Source organism: Alteromonas sp. Cnat2-8, assembly GCF_022348355.1.
GTDB classification, from domain to species: domain Bacteria; phylum Pseudomonadota; class Gammaproteobacteria; order Enterobacterales; family Alteromonadaceae; genus Alteromonas; species Alteromonas macleodii.
Map to the genome: position 1 here is coordinate 196,454 of NZ_JAKREX010000006.1, position 20,488 is coordinate 216,941.

Consider the following 20,488-nt stretch of genomic DNA (forward strand, 5'->3'; position numbering starts at 1 on the left):
GTGTTGCCTGTCCTTAATTAGATTGTGAATTTAACTGTTGTAAAAGCTTTTCAGCTAACAGTTCATCAGAAAACGGGTTTTGGCCTGTAATAAGCTCACGGTCTACTACTACATTGGGCGCCCACATTTCTTTGAATTCCATCTTGCCACCCGCTTGCGCCATGGCGTCTGCTGGGTAGTACAATAACGTTGCGTCGTTTAACGTGCTTTCAAAATAGGCCTCTTCCGGTGTGGAGAAGATTGTCATTTTGTAGCCATCATAAATCCAACTCTCAGATGAGGCTTGCTCACCGGATTTCAATGCCAGTTCAAATGCCTGCGGGTTAGATTGCCCAGAAAGTAAGGCGATTGGGCCATGACAGATAGCGGCAGTAGGTTTTCCTTCACTGTGAAAGTGAGACAAAATTTCACCCACTTGAGGATTGTTTGCCAGGTCGATAAGCGGTGCATGACCGCCTGGAATGAATACGCCTTCAAACTCTTCTAGCCCTTGTCCAATCACTTCGCTCAATGACAGCGTGTCATCAATGCCTTCTATTGACGCTACAAACGTTTGAATGTCTCGCATTTGCGATTCGCCGCCATCAAAGTATTGCGGTATTACTGACTTTTTATCTACAGAAGGCGCATTGCCTTTTGGCGTGGCCAATACCAGTTTGTAGCCTGCGTCTACCAATGCTTTTGCCGGCACACCAAACTCGTTAAGGTAATAGCCTGTAGGCTCTGTTTTGCCATCTGCAAGTTGCATTACATTTTCACTTGAAAGTAGTACAAGTATTTCGCCTTTACTGGCATTCGCAGCTTTAACGTCTGCCGCATAGGCCGACTGTGATAAACCCGCAATAATGGCGAGCGATAAAATTGATGATGCTGATTTCATGTGCAGCTCCTGTCGCATTAGAAAGTGCGTGTATCTTAGAGAGGTTGGCTTACATCGAGAAGTCAGATAAATTGTGACGAGTCATCAAAAATCTGATGGGTAGGGATTATGTCTTACTTAACACAGTTAAAAACCTTTGTAGAAGTTTATCGAAGCGGCAACATTACACGTGCTGCAGCTCGCCTTCATATGTCTCAGCCAGCGGTCACTTCTCACATACAAGCCATGGAGAATATTGTCGGTAAAGAGTTGTTCATAAGAAAAGCGAGAGGCGTTGAGCCAACTGCTATCGCTGATGACTTGGCGCTGCAGGTCGCCAGTCACATTGATACGTTAGAGCAGAAAGTGGCTTCTATTCGCAGTCGTGCTTCCACCGATCACGGCACGTTACACCTAGCAGGCCCTGCGGAGTATCTCAGTCTGGTGGCAGGTCCGGCACTCGCTAACTTGCTTCAGGCCGATAAAGTGAATTTAGTGATCCATACCGGCAACAAAAGTAATATTTATCATTTGTTGGAGAACGATGTAGCGGAACTTGCCATTACGGCCTCTGAGCCCACTGATGCGATGTATGAATATCAGAAGTTAGATAAAGAGCGCTTAATCTTAGTGATGAACCGTGTGCAGGGAAAGTTGCTGGGAGAAAGAGAAATATCGGCAGCGCTACTAAACCAACATAAAGTAGTGACGTATGATGAACAGTTACCGCTTGTTCGGCGATACTTTTCGGAGGTATTTAATGCCGCGTGTGAGTCGCCTGTCGCGGCTGTTTGCCCCGATATAAGAGCAATAAGTAGTATTATCAAAGCGGGAATTGGTTATTCCGTTTTGCCTGACTACTTATGTAAAGAAGGTATTGCAAAAGGCGAATTGGTCGCGCTGGGCAAGCCAGGCCCAGAAAATGATGTTTATTTAGTGTGGAAAAAGGGAGCGCTTCGTCATCCTAGGGTCGACTTCGCCAAAGATGTCATAATGGCTTTTGCAAACATTAACTATCTTTCGACACTTCCTGATTGAAGCTAGACGCCTAAAAAGGGCGACGCATTTAGACAAGGCGTCGCCAATTGTTCCTAGTTTAAATAACCAGGGCTTGTTGGTCTTTGCTGAATATTAAACAACAGCAGGCCCTAAAATGTACCGACAACTTTTACCGTGCCATCAACTTTACCTTCATCCACAAAACCTATGGTATTGGGGTTGGTCGCGACAAGATTTAACATCTCATCCTCAGTTGCTATCATTTCAGGTGGTGTGCCTCTGCCAGTAAACACAAGCTTCGACCAGAATGCAGAGTATTGTGATTCAGATTTTCCAAGCACATTATTATTAAAAGCGTCTCTGATATTATTACCTTGTTCGAAGGTAAGGGGAATTGCGCGACTTCCATCGGGAAATGCTTTTACTTTCCCCAAATATATTTTCTTGACGGTATCGATATCGATCCCAGAATTGTTATTGGCATTTATTATCACGGCTGTACCGGCATAAATCGGCGCAGACATTAAAAAGCACAGGGCTGCAACTATCTTCATTGATATTACCTTCGTTCTTAACTCGCTAACATCGAGGCAAGCATGCTAGTGGTTTGTACCCAAGGGCGACGCGCCCTCACGAAAGTATAACCGAGATTTACAATTTGTCGCATTTCGACAAAAGGTGAAATTTGAAGGATCCTAAAACACATAAAGAGAAATTATGGCAAAACCTAATGCAAAAGGGCCGGTCAGAACCGTGCAAATTTATTGCTCCAAGTGCAAGTTCCAGCTATTTAAATATCGAAAAGGCGGCAAAGGCGCGTTGGTTAAATGCTTTAAAGAGAGAATAGTTGAAGACTTTACTCATGAAGAAGGAATATGTCCTTCTTGTAACGGACAGTTTGCAAGGAATGCCTTAATTCGAGGTGCACCTGCACTGAAAATTGTTGGCACAAAGGTGACCATGAAGTAGCACAGACTGATAATCGGTTGTTAATTGGACAACTTTTTTAAAATATAAACGTTTGGATAATTTGCTCTTACGTAATTTTTGCCTAAATTAATATAAAGGGAATGCTGCCTCAAGCCGTTGTGCTTTTTGGTAAAAAATTTAAGGCCGAGGTTAGAAAGCGCAACGGAATGGCTTTGTATTAAACGTCTACATATTGAGATGATAAATGTCCATTCAAAGAAAGTTTCTATTTTCTATTTCTGCTGTTATCGCTTTGTTCGCTTTAATTGTTGCTGTGGCAACGGTTATCACCACTTCCTCAAATGTTTCAACCCTTGTTCAAGAGCAAAAGAAGAACACCGCCGATCGTTTAGTGAATATTCTTACTGTGACTGACTCTATCATGCTTGAACGCGTCAAAAGCAGTATGGCGTTGCTTAAACAACGAGGTGAGGCAATCGGTGAACCCAATCAAACCGATATTGTTACCGTTAAAAATACGCAGGCTCGGCAGCTAAGGTTGGGCAATGCGGAGCAAGCCAACACATTCGATTTGGTCGATAACCTGACAAGCGTAATGGGAGGCACAGCCACGCTTTTTAGTAAAACAGGAGACGACTATATTCGCGTGAGTACCAATGTCATTAAAAATGGCGAGAGGGCGATTGGCACTAAGTTGGCCCCTGATGGCAAGGCGATCAAAAAGATTAATCAGCAGGAAGCGTATTACGGTGCGGTTGATATTTTGGGTAGCCCTTATTTAACAGGTTACGAGCCAATGTTTAACAGCAGTGGTGACGTTGTGGGCATCTGGTATGTGGGATACTCAGCCGACCTTAACGTCTTAGAGCAAGCCATTAAGCAAAGTCACGTGCTAAAAGAAGGCTTTGTTGCCCTTCGTGATGCAAAAGGTAACATTCGCATGCATTCCGCACATGTGAATGATCGGCAGGTGGCCGACGCCCTTCAACCTAATGATGACTGGGTTGTAGAAGTGGTACCGTTTTCGCCTTGGGGGTACGATATTATATTAGTGGCGTCGACGTCAGAAAAATCGGCTATGGTTCGAAGCTCTGTGTTGGTTGTTGTACTTAAAATCGTATTGGCGAGCGTGGGAATTTTGATCACCATTTGGTTGCTCGTTAAGTATATTGTTGGCAAGCCACTTGAAGAATTCATTGGGGTAGTAAACAACTTGTCTTCTGGTGAGGGAGATTTAACGTTCCGTTTTCAGGCATCAAGAAGCGACGAGTTTGGCACCATGGCAAGAGCGTTTAATGGGCTTCTTAGCCAGTTACAAGACACGTTGCAGAGTGTGGACGAAGCCACCGACCACATGCTAGCAAAGTCAGAAAGGTTAAATGCAACAGCGTTGCAATCCAAAGATACCGTTTCACAACTTAGCCGAGAAACGGAGTCAATTAATAACGCCATTTCATTAATGCAGCAGAATGCACAAACGGTGTCGTCAACCATTCGCAGTTCAAGTGAAGCGGCACACGCTGCCGATCAAGATACGCGAAACAGCGTAAGCGTTCTGGCGCAAACCATTAAAGACATCCAGTCTCAGGCAAGCGATGTGGACGCGTCAGTACAGGTTATCACTGAGTTGGCTCAGGCAAGTGAAGAAATTAGCGGTGTAATGGAAGTTATCAGGAATATCGCAGAGCAAACGAATCTACTTGCGCTTAATGCAGCTATTGAAGCGGCTCGCGCTGGTGAGCAGGGACGTGGCTTTGCCGTTGTCGCTGACGAAGTCCGCTCGCTAGCAAGCAGAACGCAGTCTTCCACGGAAGAAATTCGCAATATGATTGAACGCCTTCAGCAAGGTAGCCGCGTGGCTTCTGAGAAAATGCAGCAAAATAAAGAAACCGCCTATAAAACCGTGGACACCACAAAACATGCTGGCGATTCGTTAAAGCAGGCGCTTGACGCTGTTGCACGCATCACAACGTTAAACCGAGACGCTGCCACAATGGCTGAAGGGCAAACAGAAGTTGCTAACGATGTGAATAAAGGGGTAAGCAGTATTCAACAGGTGGGCAATGCCAATACTACCTATGCAAAAGAAGTGGTAGATAACTGTGAAGCCTTAGTTCAGCAAGTTAAGCAAATGCAAATGCAGTTGCGACGATACCATTTCTAGAGTTGCTGGCTTATTCAATCGACTTGGCTGTCAGCAGGCAGCGAACCAGAAACAAGATAAATCGCCAGAGTCAATGTACGCTGAAATGCACAATTCTTGCGGTTGACATGAATAGTAACAATTTGAACCAATGCCAAAAGGGCTTTAGATTGCTAAGGCCCTTTTTGATATTTATTCTTACCCATGGATGAATATAGGGATTTTCCCATTACATGGATAAACCATAATGAAACAACTATCTACACTAGCTGGTGTGGTTGCGAGTGTTTTTGCATTCACATCGCTATCGACAACGGCAGTAGTGGCGCAAGAAGCGCAAACTGCATCTGCAATCGTATCACCCGCGAAAAAGACACTTGCTGATGTTGAATATCGCTTACCGTCAACGATCGCTCCCACTTTTCAACGTATTCACTTAAATATAGACCCTGATAACCCTACATATTCTGGAAAAACGAATATTGATGTAACGGTTAAAACCCCAACTAAGAAAGTGGGCTTTTATCAGCAAGATTTGACCGTGACTTCTGCGCGTTTAGTGTCTGGAAGCAGCAGCTTTCCTCTAAATGTTACGATTGGAGAATACGACATCAATTGGGGCGAATCGCAAGATGAGATTGCGCCTGGGAAGTATACGTTAGAGATTACGTTTGAAGGGAAAGTGAACACGTCTTCAGATGGCATGTATCTGTCACGTTTTGAAGAGACCAACTATATATTTACCCAGTTTGAAGATATGCATGCGCGAAAAGCGTTTCCAAGTTTTGATGAGCCAAACTTCAAAATTCCTTATCAAATGACCATCAGTTCTCCTGAACATCAGGAAATTGTGGGTAATACACCTGTTGAAAAGGTGACAGTGGAAAACGGGATTAAAACCGTAGTGTTTGAAAAAACTAAGCCCATGCCGACTTATCTTATTGCCTATACCGTAGGGCCCTTTGATAGTGCTGAAATTTCTGGGCTGTCGGTGCCAGGAAAAATATACGTTCCAAAAGGGTATGCCGATAAAACCAAATTTGTTATCAAACACATCCCAGAAATCCTAGCCTCGCTAGAAGATTTTTTTGGTATCAAGTACCCCTATAAAAAAATGGATTTTGTTGCCGTACCCAACTTTACCCACGGTGCAATGGAAAACGTAGGTTTAATTACCTATCGCGATAGTTTGTTACTGCTAGAAGATAGCCCAAGCGTCACAGAGCGTTCACGACCGCTAAATGTTATTGCGCATGAACTTGCTCACCAATGGTTTGGCAACTTGGTAACAATGGCGTGGTGGGATGACCTATGGCTGAACGAAGCGTTTGCGTCTTGGGCTGCAAGTCATACCATGAAAACCTTGTATCCAGAGTTGAACTACGCCGATCGCATAGTGCAAGAGGGAGCATTTGGTGCAGATGCTAGTCCCACGGTGAAACCTGTTAAAAAGGTAGTGAAAAGTCAGCCAGATGTGATGGATGGGTTGGGCTTGAACTACTCAAAAGGTGAATCAATTTTACAAATGATTGAATCGCTAATTGGTACAGAAAAGTTTCGTGAAGGCGTTCAAAACTACATGAATACCCATGCTTGGGGTAATACCGTAGCAGACGATTTGTGGCGCGCCCTCGATGAAGTGTCCGATTTCAACTTAAGCGCCATGATGAAAGCCTACTTGGAACAGCCGGGCTACCCACTTATTCATATTTCAAAAGATGGCAAATTAACCCAGTCCCGTTTTCACCTTGCAGGCGCGACCGTGGAAGATAAGACATGGGCAGTTCCATTAAAGCTGACTTATCAATCAAACGGAAAAATACTAAACGAAGTAGTTTTTATTGATAAAGAAACCACAGTTTTACCTCAGCTTGCTGAAGCAGACTGGGTATACCCTAATGACAATGCAACAGGTTACTTCCGTTGGTCAATTGAACCAGCTCAGCTAAACGCACTGCTAAATAACATTGACGCGCTAAATAAGCGTGAAAAGAAAAATGTGCTATACAACTACCAGGCGCTGTTAAACGCAGATCAAGTAGGTGTAGACAGCGTGATGAAGGTGCTTAATAGCTTGGCAAAAGATGATGACCCTGCGGTCATTCGTGCGGCTGTTGGGGTGTTAGCTGAGTTTAGTTATTTAGTAAATGAAGACAATAAAGCCGCATATGCAAAGCTTCTAAATCAAAATTATATGCCTTTGTTAAACAAGCTAACCTTGTCTCAAAGTGAGCAGGATAACGCAGATGTCATTCGCCTGCGTAACCAGCTATACAGCTTACTGGGTACTCATTCGAACAATGAGCAACTTGTTGAACAAAGCGTTAAAATAGCGAAACAGTACCTTGCAGATACTAGCAGTGTTCCTTCCGGTATTGCCGGTACAGCAATTGAAATTGCTACGCGAAATAGTGAACAAGGCGAGCAGGGTACATGGTTTAATACAATTGTAGAGGCATTTAAAAAAGCACAGTTGCCAAATGTGAAAAGCACGCTGGTGTATTCGATGTACTTTGAAGACAAAGCGACCGTCTTTAAAATGTTAGATTTAGCGCTTACCGATGATATTACGCCTGCAAATACCATGTATATGGTGGTGAGAGTAGCACGTAACTTAGACGATCATACGCTATTGTACGAGTGGCTTAGTAAGAATAAAGACGCGCTACTAGCAAAAATGCCTGATTACCATGTAAGCAGAATGCCGGAATTTGTTTCAACAACCTGTTCGGCTGAAAACTTAGAAATGGCCAATGCGTTCTACGCGCCAATTAGCGAGACTTATCAAGGAATGGCACGCGGTGTCGAAATTATGCAGGACGAGTCTCAACAGTGTATGCGGCTGAAATCTGCGTTTCAGGCAGACTTTAACGCCTTCTTAAACGAGCAGTTATAGGCAACAACGAAAAGGCGTTTTCCCAGCGCTTTTTGTCCTAAAGTTATGATTGAAAGAGCGCCCACAAGGCGCTCTTTTTTTGTGCATAAAACTGTAACATGCACCACGGCGAGTCACTGAAATATTTCAAAGCTGAAACATTTACGCATTGTGACAAATTAACTTTCCCTGTACCAAAGTTCAGCAGAGTTAATCAATAAGTAAGTTTATTTTAAACGTCTAAGTTTCTGATTTTTAACGTTTGTGACGTTTATATTATTATTTTTATTAAGTGCTTGCTGTATATACGTATGTATAAGAATTTATACCTTCCTTATACAAAAAAGCGGAAAGCAAAATGATTCATGAGGGTAACACACAAAAGTATAAGCTGAGGAAATCAGCTAAAGTAGTCAACGCGTTGTTGGCGGGCGCATTGTCGTTAGGCGTTGTTTCTATTAATGCCTCTGCAGATACAGTATGGCAAGAGGACTTCGAAGCAAATGAACTGCAAGGCAAGGGCGCAACTGGCTCAGACCCAGCGGGAGCAATTGTTGATCTTGAAGGTGTTGATCGTTGGTCAGTAGACGTGTCAGCGAGTGAGCTAAGTGCCACTTCAGACTGGTTCCGTGTTGAAAGCGGCGCAATGCAAGCACGTGATACTGACGGTGAAGTAGTCTGGTTGAGCGAGTCTATCGATATATCTGGTGCCGGTGATATCACCATAAATGCCGTGCTTTCTCAAAGTGGAAATTTTGAGTCGACAGACTACATCGATGTATTTTACTCATTAGATGGTGGCGCATTCGAGCTTATTACGCTTTCAGAAGGGGCAACGAATACGGTACAGGAAGACTTTGGTTCTGCAACACTGACCGAAACGATAGGTAGCGGAAGCACTTTAGAACTGAAAGTAGCCATGGCTAACAACTCGGGTACCGAATATCTCAATTTAGACAGTATTTCAGTAAGTGGAAATGGAACTACCGATGGTGGGGATACTGGCGGTAACCCTGACGACGGCGGTGAACCTTCAAATGAACTTCTTTTCTTAAGTGGTACTTGTTTTAACTGCCCTGATTTGGAAGCAGTTAACCTAGCCAGCGACTTTGTTGCATCTGACTATTACGCAGCTCTCGACACAGCTATTGCAAACGGTGAAAGTGCGCAAACGTTAAAAGACACGGCGCATAACATCATTGAAAATGGTCATCGTACGCTTTCTTACTCAGAAGTGTGGACAGCACTCACTTACACTGATGAAGATCCTGCTAACACCGATAACGTTATCTTGTTCTACAAAGGCATATCACAAGGCAAGTTTACCAACGGTAGCGGTAGTCAAAGCACCAACCCAGACAATTGGAATCGCGAACATGTTTGGGCTAAGAGCCATGGTTTTCCTAGCTCAAGCCTAACGGCATACAGCGATATTCTGCACCTGCGTCCTACCGATATTTCTGTAAATAGCTCACGCGGCAACTTAGATTTTGATTTTAGTGATAGCACGCTTTCTGAAGCTCCGTTAAACCGAGTTGATGGTGACTCTTTTGAGCCTCGTGACGCAGTAAAAGGTGATGTAGCACGCTCAATGCTATACATGGACGTGCGTTACGATGGCAATACAGCGGGTGATACCGAAGACGACTTAGTGTTAGTAAATCGCCTTACCTCTACTAGCGAAGCCGCGTTTGGTAAGCTTTGCGTATTGCTTCAATGGCATGAAAGTGATCCAGTGGATGATTTCGAACGTCGTCGTAACGAGCGCGTTTATGAATTCCAAGGAAACCGAAATCCGTTTATTGACAAACCTGAACTTGCTTCACTTATCTTCAACGAGAGTTGTGATGGTACAGGTGGTGATACTGGCGGTGACACGGGTGGCGATACTGGCGGTGACACGGGTGGTGATACCGGCGGCGACACAGGTGGTGATACCGGCGGTGACACAACACCTTCTACCAGCAGTATTTACATTTCAGAGTACATCGAAGGTGGCGGTTTCAATAAAGGTATAGAGCTTTTCAATAGCTCGACACAACCGGTAAGTCTAGCGGGTTATGAGTTAGTTTTACTCTCCAATGGTGAGACCGCAGATGCTGACCGTAAGGTGTTAGCACTTGAAGGCACAATCCCAGCAGGTGGCGTAGCAACATTCGCTCACGGAAGTGCAGATGCACTGTTAACTGCCGGCTCAACGATTAGCAGCTTCGTGATTAATTTCAATGGCGATGACTACATAGAGCTCGTCGCTAACGGTCAGGTTGTTGATGCTCTAGGTACGTACGGCGTTAAAACTAACTGGGGTAAAGACGTTACTTTGGTACGCAAGAGTTCAGTAACTGCAGGCAATCCTAACCGCAACCCAGCGTTTACCCTTGAAGAATGGGATAGCCTACCAAAAGATACGCTTAACAATTTTGGTTTGCACAATGGATCTGTTAGCGAGCCTACGGATCCAACTGACCCGACCGACCCAACTGACCCGACCGACCCAACTGACCCAGTTGGTGAAGTAGTCTTAATTAGCGCTATCCAAGGCGAAGGCGATACCTCGCCACTTACAGGCAATGACGTTGTTGTTGAGGCAGTAGTGACTAAAGTTGTGCCGGAAATGAACGGATTCTTTATTCAAGAAGAAGCCGCCGACTCTGATGGTAATGCTGCGACGTCTGAAGGTGTATTTGCCTACTCGACAACCTTCACTGAATACCCATCTGTTGGTGATGCTGTGCGTGTTAGCGGTGCAGTGGCTGAATACAATGGCATTACAGAAATTGTACTAAGCGCCAATGCTGAAACGCTAGGTGCGGGTGGTGATATACTAACGACAAGCATTGAAATGCCATTTGACGAGAGCGTTAACCTAGAGTCACTTGAAGGTATGCAGGTTCAATTCCAGCAAACTTTGAACGTGACAGACGTTTACAATCTTGGCCGATATGGGCAATTCAACGTGTCATCAGGCCGCCTGATGATTCCTACAAACCAATATGCCGCGGGTTCAAGTGAAGCCATTGCCTTGGCTGAAGCGAATGCACGCAACACATTGTTGGTTGATGATGGCTCAAGCGCACAAAATGCTGACGATATTCCTTTCCCAGTTGGAGGTTTATCTCATGCGAATCCTCTGCGTTTAGGCGACAGTGTAGAAGGCCTAGAAGGTGTAATGCACTACGCATTTGGTGCTTATAACTTAATTCCAGTTGGCGCTCTTCAAACTGTACGCACAAACCCAAGAACAGATGTGCCCCAGTTAGACTTACAAGGCGATGTCAAAGTGGCTAGCTTTAACGTGCTTAACTACTTTAATGGTCCGAACTTCCCTACCTCTCGTGGTGCAGACTCAGAAGATGAATTTGCCCGCCAGCAAGCGAAGACAGTAGCAGCCATCGTTGCGATGGACGCAGATGTACTTGGCTTAGTAGAAATCGAAAACGATGGATACGGGAGTGATTCTGCCATTGCTTCTCTTGTAAATAGCGTAAATGCTGAACTTGGTAGTGACGTGTATAGCTATGTAGCACTTGAATCATTACTTGGTGGTGATGAAATTGCGGTAGGTATTATTTATAAGCCTGCAACGGTTACACCACAAGGCGCAGCGGTTACTTCCTCTGAAGCTCCTTTTGACTACGGTAACCGCCAGCCGCTGTTACAAACCTTTAGCGTAAATAGTAACAGCGAAGCGTTTACGCTCGCGGTAAATCATTTCAAATCAAAAGGAAGCTGTGGCAGTGCAACAGGTAATGATGCTGATTTGGGTGATGGACAAGGCTGCTGGAACGAGCTACGTACCCAAGCTGCGTTAGGGCTGACAGCGCTTGTGCAAAACAGTGAAGGTTTGTCTGACCGAGTTATCGTAATGGGTGACCTAAATGCTTATGCGAAAGAAGATCCAATTCTTGCTCTCGAAGACGCCGGTTACAGCAACTTGGTGAACCTCTTCCACGGCGAAAGTGCTTATTCTTATAGCTTCGGCGGCGAAATAGGTTACTTAGATCACGCGCTATCAAGCTCAACTTTGACTGAGTATGTGGCAGACGCAACGGTTTGGCATATCAATGCTGATGAGCCTCGTGTCTTCGACTACAACGTTGAATATAAGTCAGAAACACAGCTTTCTAGCTATTACGGAGCTGATGCTTATCGTTCGTCAGATCACGATCCAGTAATTGTTGTGCTGGATTTCCCTGAAACGAGTGAGCCGGAGCCAGTAATTGGTGATTTTGATGGCGATAGTGACATAGACAACACCGATATTGTGGCGTTCTACACCTTGCTTCTGCAACGTCAAGCGACGGTTGAAGAGCACGACTTTAACAATGACGGCAGATTAAATATCTACGATTTATACGCGTTAATGTCTATGTGTACACGTACCGCATGTGCAGTTCAGTAGTTGGAAAGAAAATGAAAAAAATTATTTTAATGGTATTGGCAATTGCTACTTTTAATGCAAATGCCGCAATAATTGAAATCTCTACGGATAAATCAATTTATCAAGTAGGAGAAACTATCACGGCGACGGTAAGCTTTTCTAATGAAGATGCTTTTTTAGGTATCGTACCGTTTCCGCAACCGTTTGATGTATATAACACGACAATTGGTTTTAACGATTCGCTCTTGAGTTTTATTGGCGCTTCTACGTTAAATCCTTTTGGCTCAGTTAGCAGCTTGGGGAACCCAGTGTTAGAGATGTTTCTACCTCCTTTTCTACCGGGGGGAATTTTAGAGATAGGTTCACTAGCTTACTTGGAACAAATTGATTTGTTCTATCAACTGCAGACACCAGTGATTGGTTTATACACCGTGCAATTTATCGCACAGTCTGTTGGTGACATTACAATTGATGGGTTGTCAGGTTCTTACATTTTTCAAGGCTCTCAAGGGGGGCAGCTGACGCCTATACAAGTGAGTAGCGCAAGTTTCAGTATTGCAGAAGTACCTGCACCAGGTACCTTCGCGCTTTCGCTTCTGGCTTTAGGTGGTATGTTTTTCGCTCGCAAACGTGTGAAGTCATAAACCTTAATGGCTAAAAGTTTAAGCCCAGCCACGTGCTGGGCTTTTTTATTTCTATTACTATTTACATACGGCTTTAAATAAACCACACTGAATAAAAATACAATAAGTGCGCACCATGTTAGAAACCATTTCTTTTTCTCAACGCCAACGACTGGCGTATATCGACTTCTGCCTTTTGTTTAAAGGGGCTATTCATCGCCAAGACTTAATAAATCGCTTTGAAGTGGGACTATCGGCTGGTTCTCGTGACTTTACACTATACAAAGAGCTCGCCCCTGATAACTTAGTCTACGATCCAAGGGAAAAACGTTACTTTCAAACAGAAAGCTTTATTCCGGTTTTTGAACACGATGCAAAGCGAACCCTTGTGAAGCTTGCCAACGACATATCAGATGGATTTGATGCGATCGGTGACATACATTTCCCTGTTGAAAGTGCATCTTCACTTAATGTCCCTGATATTTTCGTGGTGGCGAAAGTGGTACAAGCCATCGTGAACAAAAAGGCGATGAGCGTAATCTATACGTCGCTTTCAAGCGGCAGTGGCGCAAGAGAGTTAGTGCCTCACAGTATTGTTGACAACGGTCAACGCTGGCATGTTCGCGCATTCGACAGAAAATCACAAAGTTTTAGAGATTTTGTGCTAACTCGAATTAGTAAGGTAACGGTTAAAGCAGAACCTGAAATCCATGAATGCATAGATTGTGATGAAGAGTGGGGACGACTTATCTCACTTGAAATTGTGCCGCATCCTAAGAATATTAAGTATGCTACCGCAATAGAGCTTGATTACGCCATGGAAGAAGGCGTGCTTACATTGGAAGTACGGGCTGCCATGGCGGGATACCTGCTTAGACGCTGGAATGTTGATTGTACAAAACATGCAAGCTTACGTACCGGAGAGTATCAACTTTGGCTTAGGAATCAGCAGAGCCTTGCGAATACCGACAATTTAGCCATCGCGCCAGGGTACATTGCAGAGCAAGAACCCTATACCGTATAAAATGTGGAAGTGGCCTGCCAAACAGCTCCTTGTTGAGTGTTAGTACATACAGCTAACCGATATATTTCTTGATACAAACCAGCAGCGTGTCTTTGTCTAAAGGCTTGGCTAAAAAGTCAGTCATGCCGGCAGCCAAGCACTCTTCTTTGTCTTCTGCGAAGGCGTTTGCAGTGAGCGCAACAATTGGTGTGTCAACCTCCAGTGCCTTGCGTAATATTGTTGATGCCTCAATTCCTCCCATGACGGGCATATTGCAGTCCATCAAAATAAGGTCGAATTGATGTCGCTTGCCCACGTCTACGGCATCTTTTCCGTTCTTAACATGCAGGAACTTATAGCCTTCTGACTGCAATATAGTCTTCACGATTTCGGCATTGATTTCGTTGTCTTCAGCTAGCAGTATGCGTTTCTTCTTATTGCCTTCTTTAACATCATTATGAGATACGGGTTTTGTCTCAATTAACCTTCCTAAATCATGCTCAAGTTCTCGACGATTAATGGGCTTAGCATGCGTACGCCAGATAAGTTCAGAAACATCATTTTCATCTTCTAGTCGTTCCAGTTCAGCAGAGATAAGAATGATTTTAGGAAATTTATCTGGGTTCATCGCCTTCAACTGTTCTAGCAAATCGACCCCACTCATCTCTGGCATAGACAAATCAAGAATAATAACGTCGAAAGCCAGTGGGCTGTCTGATAGGTAAGCTTTTGCACTATCATAACTTTGGGGCACAATCGACATGGAGGTAACGACATGCTCAAAATATTCGCGGCTGGTTTGTAAATCATCAACTATCGCACAGCGCAAATTAGCACTGGGTTCAACGTTAATGTCGGGCAGCTGAGATTCTTCCGCTGCCATGGTAAAACTGAAGGTACTTCCTTGGCCTACAAATGAGGTTACATTGATGTCGCCGAGCATGAGTTTTGCCAACTGCTTCGCAATACTTAACCCTAGCCCTGTACCTCCGTACTCACGGGTGGTGGATTGGTCGGCTTGCTCAAATTTCTTAAAGATATTATCAAGCTTTGATGACTCGATACCAATGCCGGTATCAATAACATCGAAGCTTAAATAATTGCCATTTGGGCGTTTGGTATAGGTGACCTTTAGCGTGACAGAACCTTGTTCAGTAAACTTAATTGCATTACTTAACAAGTTGTGCAGAATTTGCGAAATACGAGTGATATCGCCTTTAATGACGTGAGGTAAGTCAGGGTCTTTTAAGTAATGAAATTCAAGACCTTTTCTTTGGCAGTAAACCCGCTGTAACGACACCACATCGTCCAAGACTTGTAATAGGTCGACTGGCGCCTGTTCAATTTTGATTTTGCCTGCTTCAATTTTTGATATATCGAGAATATCGTTGATTAACACAAGGAGTTGCCTACCAGCAGTTTTGGCTTTTTTAAGGTAGATGTTGCTTTTGTCAGGGTTGTCTATGGCCAACTCGATCATGCCAAACAGGCCGTTCATTGGTGTGCGAAGTTCGTGACTCATGCTTGAAAGAAACTCTGATTTTGCTTTGCTTGCTCTACGAGCCTCATCAGCCGAACTTTCCGCTTGCTCTTTCAAGCTCGTTAGTTTGGCAAATGACCGTTTAACGGTGCGCTCCATAGGGGAAAAGATGAATGCTGCCTCGATACATAATAGAGCGAGTGTGGCTAGCCATAAGTAAACTTCAATCGAAAGAACCACATCTACTCTAGCAGTGGCGTCTTGCTCGAACCGCGCGACGACATAATCAAGCTGTTGTAATAGCGATGTCAGCGCTTGAATATCTAAAAGCGTAGTGGGCTGACACTGTGCTGCATCTAAAATTTGATCGGCGCTTTTTATGTATCGGTTTACTTTGTTGTCGAGCTGGCCTTCGTTAAAGTAAGTATTAGAGATAGAGGCGGGAAGGTTATCGAGTGACACAAGCTGTTGATGATTTTGTTTGAAACGTGCTAACGATTGCGCCAAATACCTTTGCTCTTCACTGTCTTCGCAAATGTTTGGTGTAGAGGTGAGCAACGCAATACGCTGTGAAAGCATGCGTTGCTGACCCGCGATATTGATAATTTCAGCATCTTTCTTCTGATCACTGATTAATTCGTACAGAACAATAAAAGAAAGAGTGACGAGTGTAGCGGTTAGCAATAACGCAACGATATAACGAACACGTATAGACATAAGGGTAGTAGTGGCACAGTGATAACTAAAAGATAATAGATACCAAGTGGTTACGCAATGTGCCAAGCAAATTACTTACGCTTATGTTGCTCTATTTAATATCGTTCGAGATGTTATTAGGCACCCAGCCTCGCAATACTGCCTCTTTAGTGTAAAAAGCCGCGTTTTTATCATTCAGAAAATGAGAGTTTATTGCTGGTGAGGAGACTGCTTTAGGTGCACCTTCTCCATGAGATTGGTACTCGGAAAATCTTGCTTCTGTGTGGGGATTAAATGGTCTCTTTGTACCTGATGGCGTAGTTCCACCCATAGTAGTCCAGCGCTTTTGGATGATATGACCTGCCATATAGGTGTTGATAAACGTGGTTTTACCTACAGCGTAAGGGTTTGCATATCGGCCATCTGAAAAGGTGGTTGTAGGATGCCAAGGCCTTCCCAGTGCCACGCTTTCATCTGGAACGCCTTGTTCTCTTTCAAGCCTACAGTTATTGAACGTTAACCCATAAGGACGCTGTAAATGAGTGCTTGGGGCGGTAATGTAGCCTGTTAGTCCTTCGCTATCACCGCCAGAATAACGTGTACGGGAAACAATAGAAACGCTTTCAAAAAACGCGGTGCCCTCACCAAAAATAAAGTCAATATGTCCTGCTATTGTTCCGCCTTCAATCAGAGCGCGGTCACCTTTTAAATAGAGGGTATCTTGGTAACCCCAGAGTGCGACATTTTTAAGGTAAGTGCGATCTGAGTTCACATCGGTTTTAAGCGCTACTGCCTGCGTACCTGATAATCGAGTAGGGTCGTCTTTTGCTTTGACCTCGTTACCGGGATAATCAAAATCATTGGTGATAGTGATATTTTCCAGAGTGATATTATCACCTAAAATCTCCACAGTGGCAGTGCGACGAGTTCCCCATTTTTCTTGAGCATTTTCTGCGACTTGTTGACCTGCATACCGATTGAAAACGATAGTCGTTGTTTCTTGCGACTGACCCACAAAGTGAACATTATCAACGTTTATGACGACACGCTCTCGATAAATGCCTTCGTTAATAAAGACGGTCCATACTTTATCTTTTTGTGGCTTGTGAGACGCGATATAAGCAACAGCTTGGGACACAGAGTTAAAATGAGGTAAAGCGTCCTTACTTACGTCACTGTCATGTGATTTAGCTACCACTACATCCGTCGTTGCTGGCATTGCCGCGCTTAATCCACTGAAAAGTATACCTGCCAGCAACACAAAGGCTAAACTAAGACTGACACGTGCTTTATTAAATTCCATAGTATTTATTCTTCTACAGCCCGTGCTTGTTAAATGGTTGGCTATTAATAAACACATTGTTTATTGAAAGATGCGCTACGTTTTCGATAACGGCATCTTTAAGCGCACGTTTTATCGTTATGTTATTCAACGTCAACCCAGAAATAGGCGTATGGTCATACCCGCGAAGCACAAAGGCCCGGTTAGCTGACGCAACGTTCAAGTTCTCTATAGTGATATCTTCCAGTAGTGGAGGGAAGTTACCGGCATCACCTTCTTCGTAGAAGAAATTCACGACAACAGCGTCTTTCACCGTCCCAATATCGATATTGCGATAGTTTAGATTTTTTAGGTGACCACCCCGAATACTGTTGGTTTTAATTCTAATGCCGCGGTCTAAATCAGGGCTACTCATGGTGCAATGCTGAGCATAGAGATTCTCTACACCGCCGGATATTTCACTGCCGATTACAACACCGCCATGGCCAGCCTTCATCTCGCAATGTTCTATGACGATATTACTGCAGGGAACATTGACCCTTCTGCCGTCTGCATTGCGTCCAGATTTAATGGCAATGCAATCGTCCCCTGTATCAAATGTACAGTTAGAGATAAGAACGTTCGTGCAGCTTTCAGGGTCGCACCCGTCCGAATTTGGGCCGAAACTTTTACAGTACACGTCGTTAACGGTGACGTTCTTGCAAAGCACAGGGTTAACTAACCAAAATGGAGAGCGCAGGATGGTAACACCCTCGATAAGTACATTTTCACAGCGGTAAGGTTGTATAAACGGAGGGCGCAGGTAATTATTTTCAAAAACGCGGTCACTAACGGGTGTCCCGTTTTCTACCATTTCTTGCAGCGTGTCTCTGGTATATTTTTGGTTCTCAACCGGATCGTCACCCCATGTTGAAGCCTTCCACTTACCTTTCCATGGCCACCAGTTGTCTTTCGCCGCGCTACCGTCAAGCGTACCTTTGCCGGTGATTGCGATATTACTTTGCTCAAAAGCATAAATAAGAGGGGAGTAACCCATTAACTCCATACCTTCCCAGCGAGTAAAAACATATGGTTTGTAATCATCAGGATTGGTAGAAAATCGAATTGTTGCGCCTGCCTCAATATGCAAGTTTATATTCGACTGTAAGTGAATTGGGCCGCTGCATAGCCAGTCGCCTTTTGGCACAACCACTTTGCCACCACCTTGGCGTGCGACTTGGTCGATAGCTGCATGTAACGCTTGCTTAAAGTCACTGCCATTTTCATTTAAAAAGTCGGTAACATTAGCTTCGCGCTTTGCAAAGGTGGGGCGCTTTATCATCCCTTTAATAAGGTTTGCTTCGGCGTCCCACTGGCGTTGAGTCCTTCCCGTTTCGGTCACATTTGCACATCCGGATAGGAATGTAGGAACACCTACAGCCATCCCAGAAGCTGCAACAGTGGTGGCGAGACCAGACTTTAAGAAGTGACGTCTGGCATTCGGTGAGTTAGGTCGGACCATCATATACCCCTTTTATTTTTAATTTAGCGCTTTTTACTTATTCAAATAATGTGCAACCAGAATGAATGGGCCTACACCTTTCGCGTCGTTTGCTCTGATTGGCTCACTCATGTAGTAGTCGAATGAACCATCTCTATATGGATTTCCACCAAGACCAGCAACAGCGCAAACTTGCTCAAGGCTGATAACGTTAGTTTCTGGATTAACCGAAATCATTTGATCAAGAAGTCCAGCAAACCCTTTTTCTGCGTGAGCTTTGTATTCCTCAGGAAGAAACTTAAGGCTTGCACCTTTAGCCATAGCGTAGGTCAACATTGCTGTACCTGATGCTTCAAGGTAGTTTCCTTCACGGCTTCCCAAGTCAGTAACCTGATACCAGGTGCCTGAATTATGTTGATAGGTAAGCGTAGCGTCGATAAACGCTTTAAAGCGCCCTTGTAGCCACGGTGTTTTTGGGTGTTCGGCAGGAACAACTTCTAGCACATCCACCATTGCCATAGCATACCAACCTAGCGAACGTGACCAGTGATGTTGAGAAAGACCTGTTTCTTTATCAGCCCACTTTTGCTTTTTAGATGCGTCCCAGCCATGTAAGGGGAGGCCTGTTTTTTCGTCGTAAAGGTGCTCTTCAATGAGTTCAAATTGCAAAAATACGTCGTCTAGCTCTTTCATATCGCCGTACTTAACAATGTATTCAGCGTAGAAGGGGGCCCCCATGTATAGGCCATCAAGCCACATTTGGTTTGGATAGCGTTTCTTATGCCAAAAGCCACCTTGCTCGGTACGTGGGTGAGTAGTAAGCTGCGTTCTAAGTAGGTCAGCGGCTTTTTTGTATTTAGGGTTGCCGGTTTCTTCATAGAGGAAAAACAGCACTTTACCAGGGTTAACCATATCAATATTAAACTTATTGATATCATAGGTTTTGATACTTCCGTCTTGTTGAACCAACATGTCGTAGTAACCTTTTACATAAGACAGGAGGCGGGGATCTTTAGTCTCTTGATAGACTTCTGTTATGGCAAGAAGGTTGAGACCGTGAACGTAATCCCATTGTGGCTTTTCATCCCAATCGATTTGCCAAGCTTCTGGGAAACGCACCATCTCAGACTCTATCATTCTCATAGACCATGATTGTGTGTTGTCGAGAGGCATTTGTACCCAATCATTTGCATTAGCAGCGGAAGAAACAAACGCCGTGCAAGCTACAACGGAAGCTGCGCGTAGAATACCTTTTAGCATAACAAACCCTTATTTTTATAACATTGTAAATACACTCTGTGCTACCGGTAGCATAATGGTTTTTATTTACTCATATGTCAACGGAATTATTTACATTTTTTAACTTTTATTTTACGCGTTGAAAAAGTGGTCGATATGACGTAAATGACTGTATTTAAATGTTTTAATTAAATTGCTCATCCTGCTTTGGTTAGTTTCTATAGTCTCTTCTTCTTTCATCATTGCATATCAAATTTCTACTTATTGTAAATTTTTTCAACAAAATTGTTGCCACCGGTAGCATAACTGTTTAGGATGTAAATCAAATGTAAAGCTTGAGTGTTGTTTTCGAGGTTTACATTATTGCCGAAGAGAAGTTTTGCGTTAATTAGAAAACATAGCTGTACCCTGCAACTCTTCTCATTCAAGGTTTTGGTGGTTTACGAGACCACTATAGAGAATGAATTAGAATTGACGCGTTTTCGCTTCCTTAACAGC

At 44.0% G+C, this 20,488-nt stretch carries 13 protein-coding genes; 7 read left to right on the forward strand and 6 right to left on the reverse strand.

Features of this window, described 5'->3' with window-relative positions; all coding sequences use genetic code 11:
• Positions 1–13: 13 nt before the first annotated feature.
• Entirely contained in the window at positions 14–880 is an 867-nt protein-coding gene (locus MHN00_RS16775) for a type 1 glutamine amidotransferase domain-containing protein (protein ID WP_039225307.1), read from the reverse strand.
• Between the two features lie 108 nt (positions 881–988).
• Between MHN00_RS16775 and MHN00_RS16780 the strand changes: the two genes are divergently transcribed.
• Positions 989–1,897 (forward strand): LysR family transcriptional regulator, encoded by a 909-nt coding sequence (locus tag MHN00_RS16780; RefSeq protein ID WP_014949894.1) that lies wholly within the window; start codon positions 989–991, stop codon positions 1,895–1,897.
• A gap of 110 nt (positions 1,898–2,007) precedes the next feature.
• On the opposite strand, the gene MHN00_RS16785 is transcribed toward MHN00_RS16780, so the two are convergent.
• Positions 2,008–2,412, reverse strand: coding sequence for a phosphate ABC transporter substrate-binding protein (locus tag MHN00_RS16785; RefSeq protein ID WP_014949893.1), 405 nt, complete (start codon positions 2,410–2,412; stop codon positions 2,008–2,010).
• A gap of 163 nt (positions 2,413–2,575) precedes the next feature.
• Between MHN00_RS16785 and MHN00_RS16790 the strand changes: the two genes are divergently transcribed.
• The 6 genes from MHN00_RS16790 (at position 2,576) to MHN00_RS16815 (ending at position 13,834) form a co-directional block, all read left to right on the forward strand.
• Positions 2,576–2,827 (forward strand): hypothetical protein, encoded by a 252-nt coding sequence (locus MHN00_RS16790; protein ID WP_239301870.1) that lies wholly within the window; start codon positions 2,576–2,578, stop codon positions 2,825–2,827.
• A 205-nt stretch (positions 2,828–3,032) separates the two neighbouring features.
• On the forward strand, positions 3,033–4,952 hold the full coding sequence (locus MHN00_RS16795) for a Cache 3/Cache 2 fusion domain-containing protein (RefSeq protein WP_014979626.1): 1,920 nt from the start codon (positions 3,033–3,035) through the stop codon (positions 4,950–4,952).
• A gap of 226 nt (positions 4,953–5,178) precedes the next feature.
• A complete protein-coding gene (locus MHN00_RS16800) occupies positions 5,179–7,827 on the forward strand; it encodes a M1 family metallopeptidase (RefSeq protein WP_239301871.1) in 2,649 nt (882 codons plus the stop codon).
• 337 nt (positions 7,828–8,164) lie between these two features.
• Positions 8,165–12,208, forward strand: coding sequence for an ExeM/NucH family extracellular endonuclease (locus MHN00_RS16805; RefSeq protein WP_239301872.1), 4,044 nt, complete (start codon positions 8,165–8,167; stop codon positions 12,206–12,208).
• Positions 12,209–12,219: 11 nt separating this feature from the next.
• Complete coding sequence (locus tag MHN00_RS16810) at positions 12,220–12,831, forward strand: PEP-CTERM sorting domain-containing protein (protein ID WP_014949888.1); 612 nt, start codon at positions 12,220–12,222, stop codon at positions 12,829–12,831.
• 115 nt (positions 12,832–12,946) lie between these two features.
• On the forward strand, positions 12,947–13,834 hold the full coding sequence (locus MHN00_RS16815) for a WYL domain-containing protein (RefSeq protein WP_239301873.1): 888 nt from the start codon (positions 12,947–12,949) through the stop codon (positions 13,832–13,834).
• Between the two features lie 52 nt (positions 13,835–13,886).
• Here MHN00_RS16815 and MHN00_RS16820 read toward each other — a convergent pair whose 3' ends face one another.
• From MHN00_RS16820 to MHN00_RS16835, 4 genes are all read right to left on the reverse strand, one after another.
• Positions 13,887–16,010 (reverse strand): response regulator, encoded by a 2,124-nt coding sequence (locus tag MHN00_RS16820; protein WP_014976843.1) that lies wholly within the window; start codon positions 16,008–16,010, stop codon positions 13,887–13,889.
• Positions 16,011–16,101: 91 nt separating this feature from the next.
• On the reverse strand, positions 16,102–17,292 hold the full coding sequence (locus MHN00_RS16825; RefSeq protein ID WP_239301874.1) for a pectinesterase family protein: 1,191 nt from the start codon (positions 17,290–17,292) through the stop codon (positions 16,102–16,104).
• Between the two features lie 13 nt (positions 17,293–17,305).
• On the reverse strand, positions 17,306–18,772 hold the full coding sequence (locus MHN00_RS16830; protein WP_014976841.1) for a glycoside hydrolase family 28 protein: 1,467 nt from the start codon (positions 18,770–18,772) through the stop codon (positions 17,306–17,308).
• A gap of 33 nt (positions 18,773–18,805) precedes the next feature.
• A complete protein-coding gene (locus MHN00_RS16835; RefSeq protein ID WP_239301875.1) occupies positions 18,806–20,011 on the reverse strand; it encodes a glycoside hydrolase family 88 protein in 1,206 nt (401 codons plus the stop codon).
• Positions 20,012–20,488 lie beyond the last annotated feature (477 nt).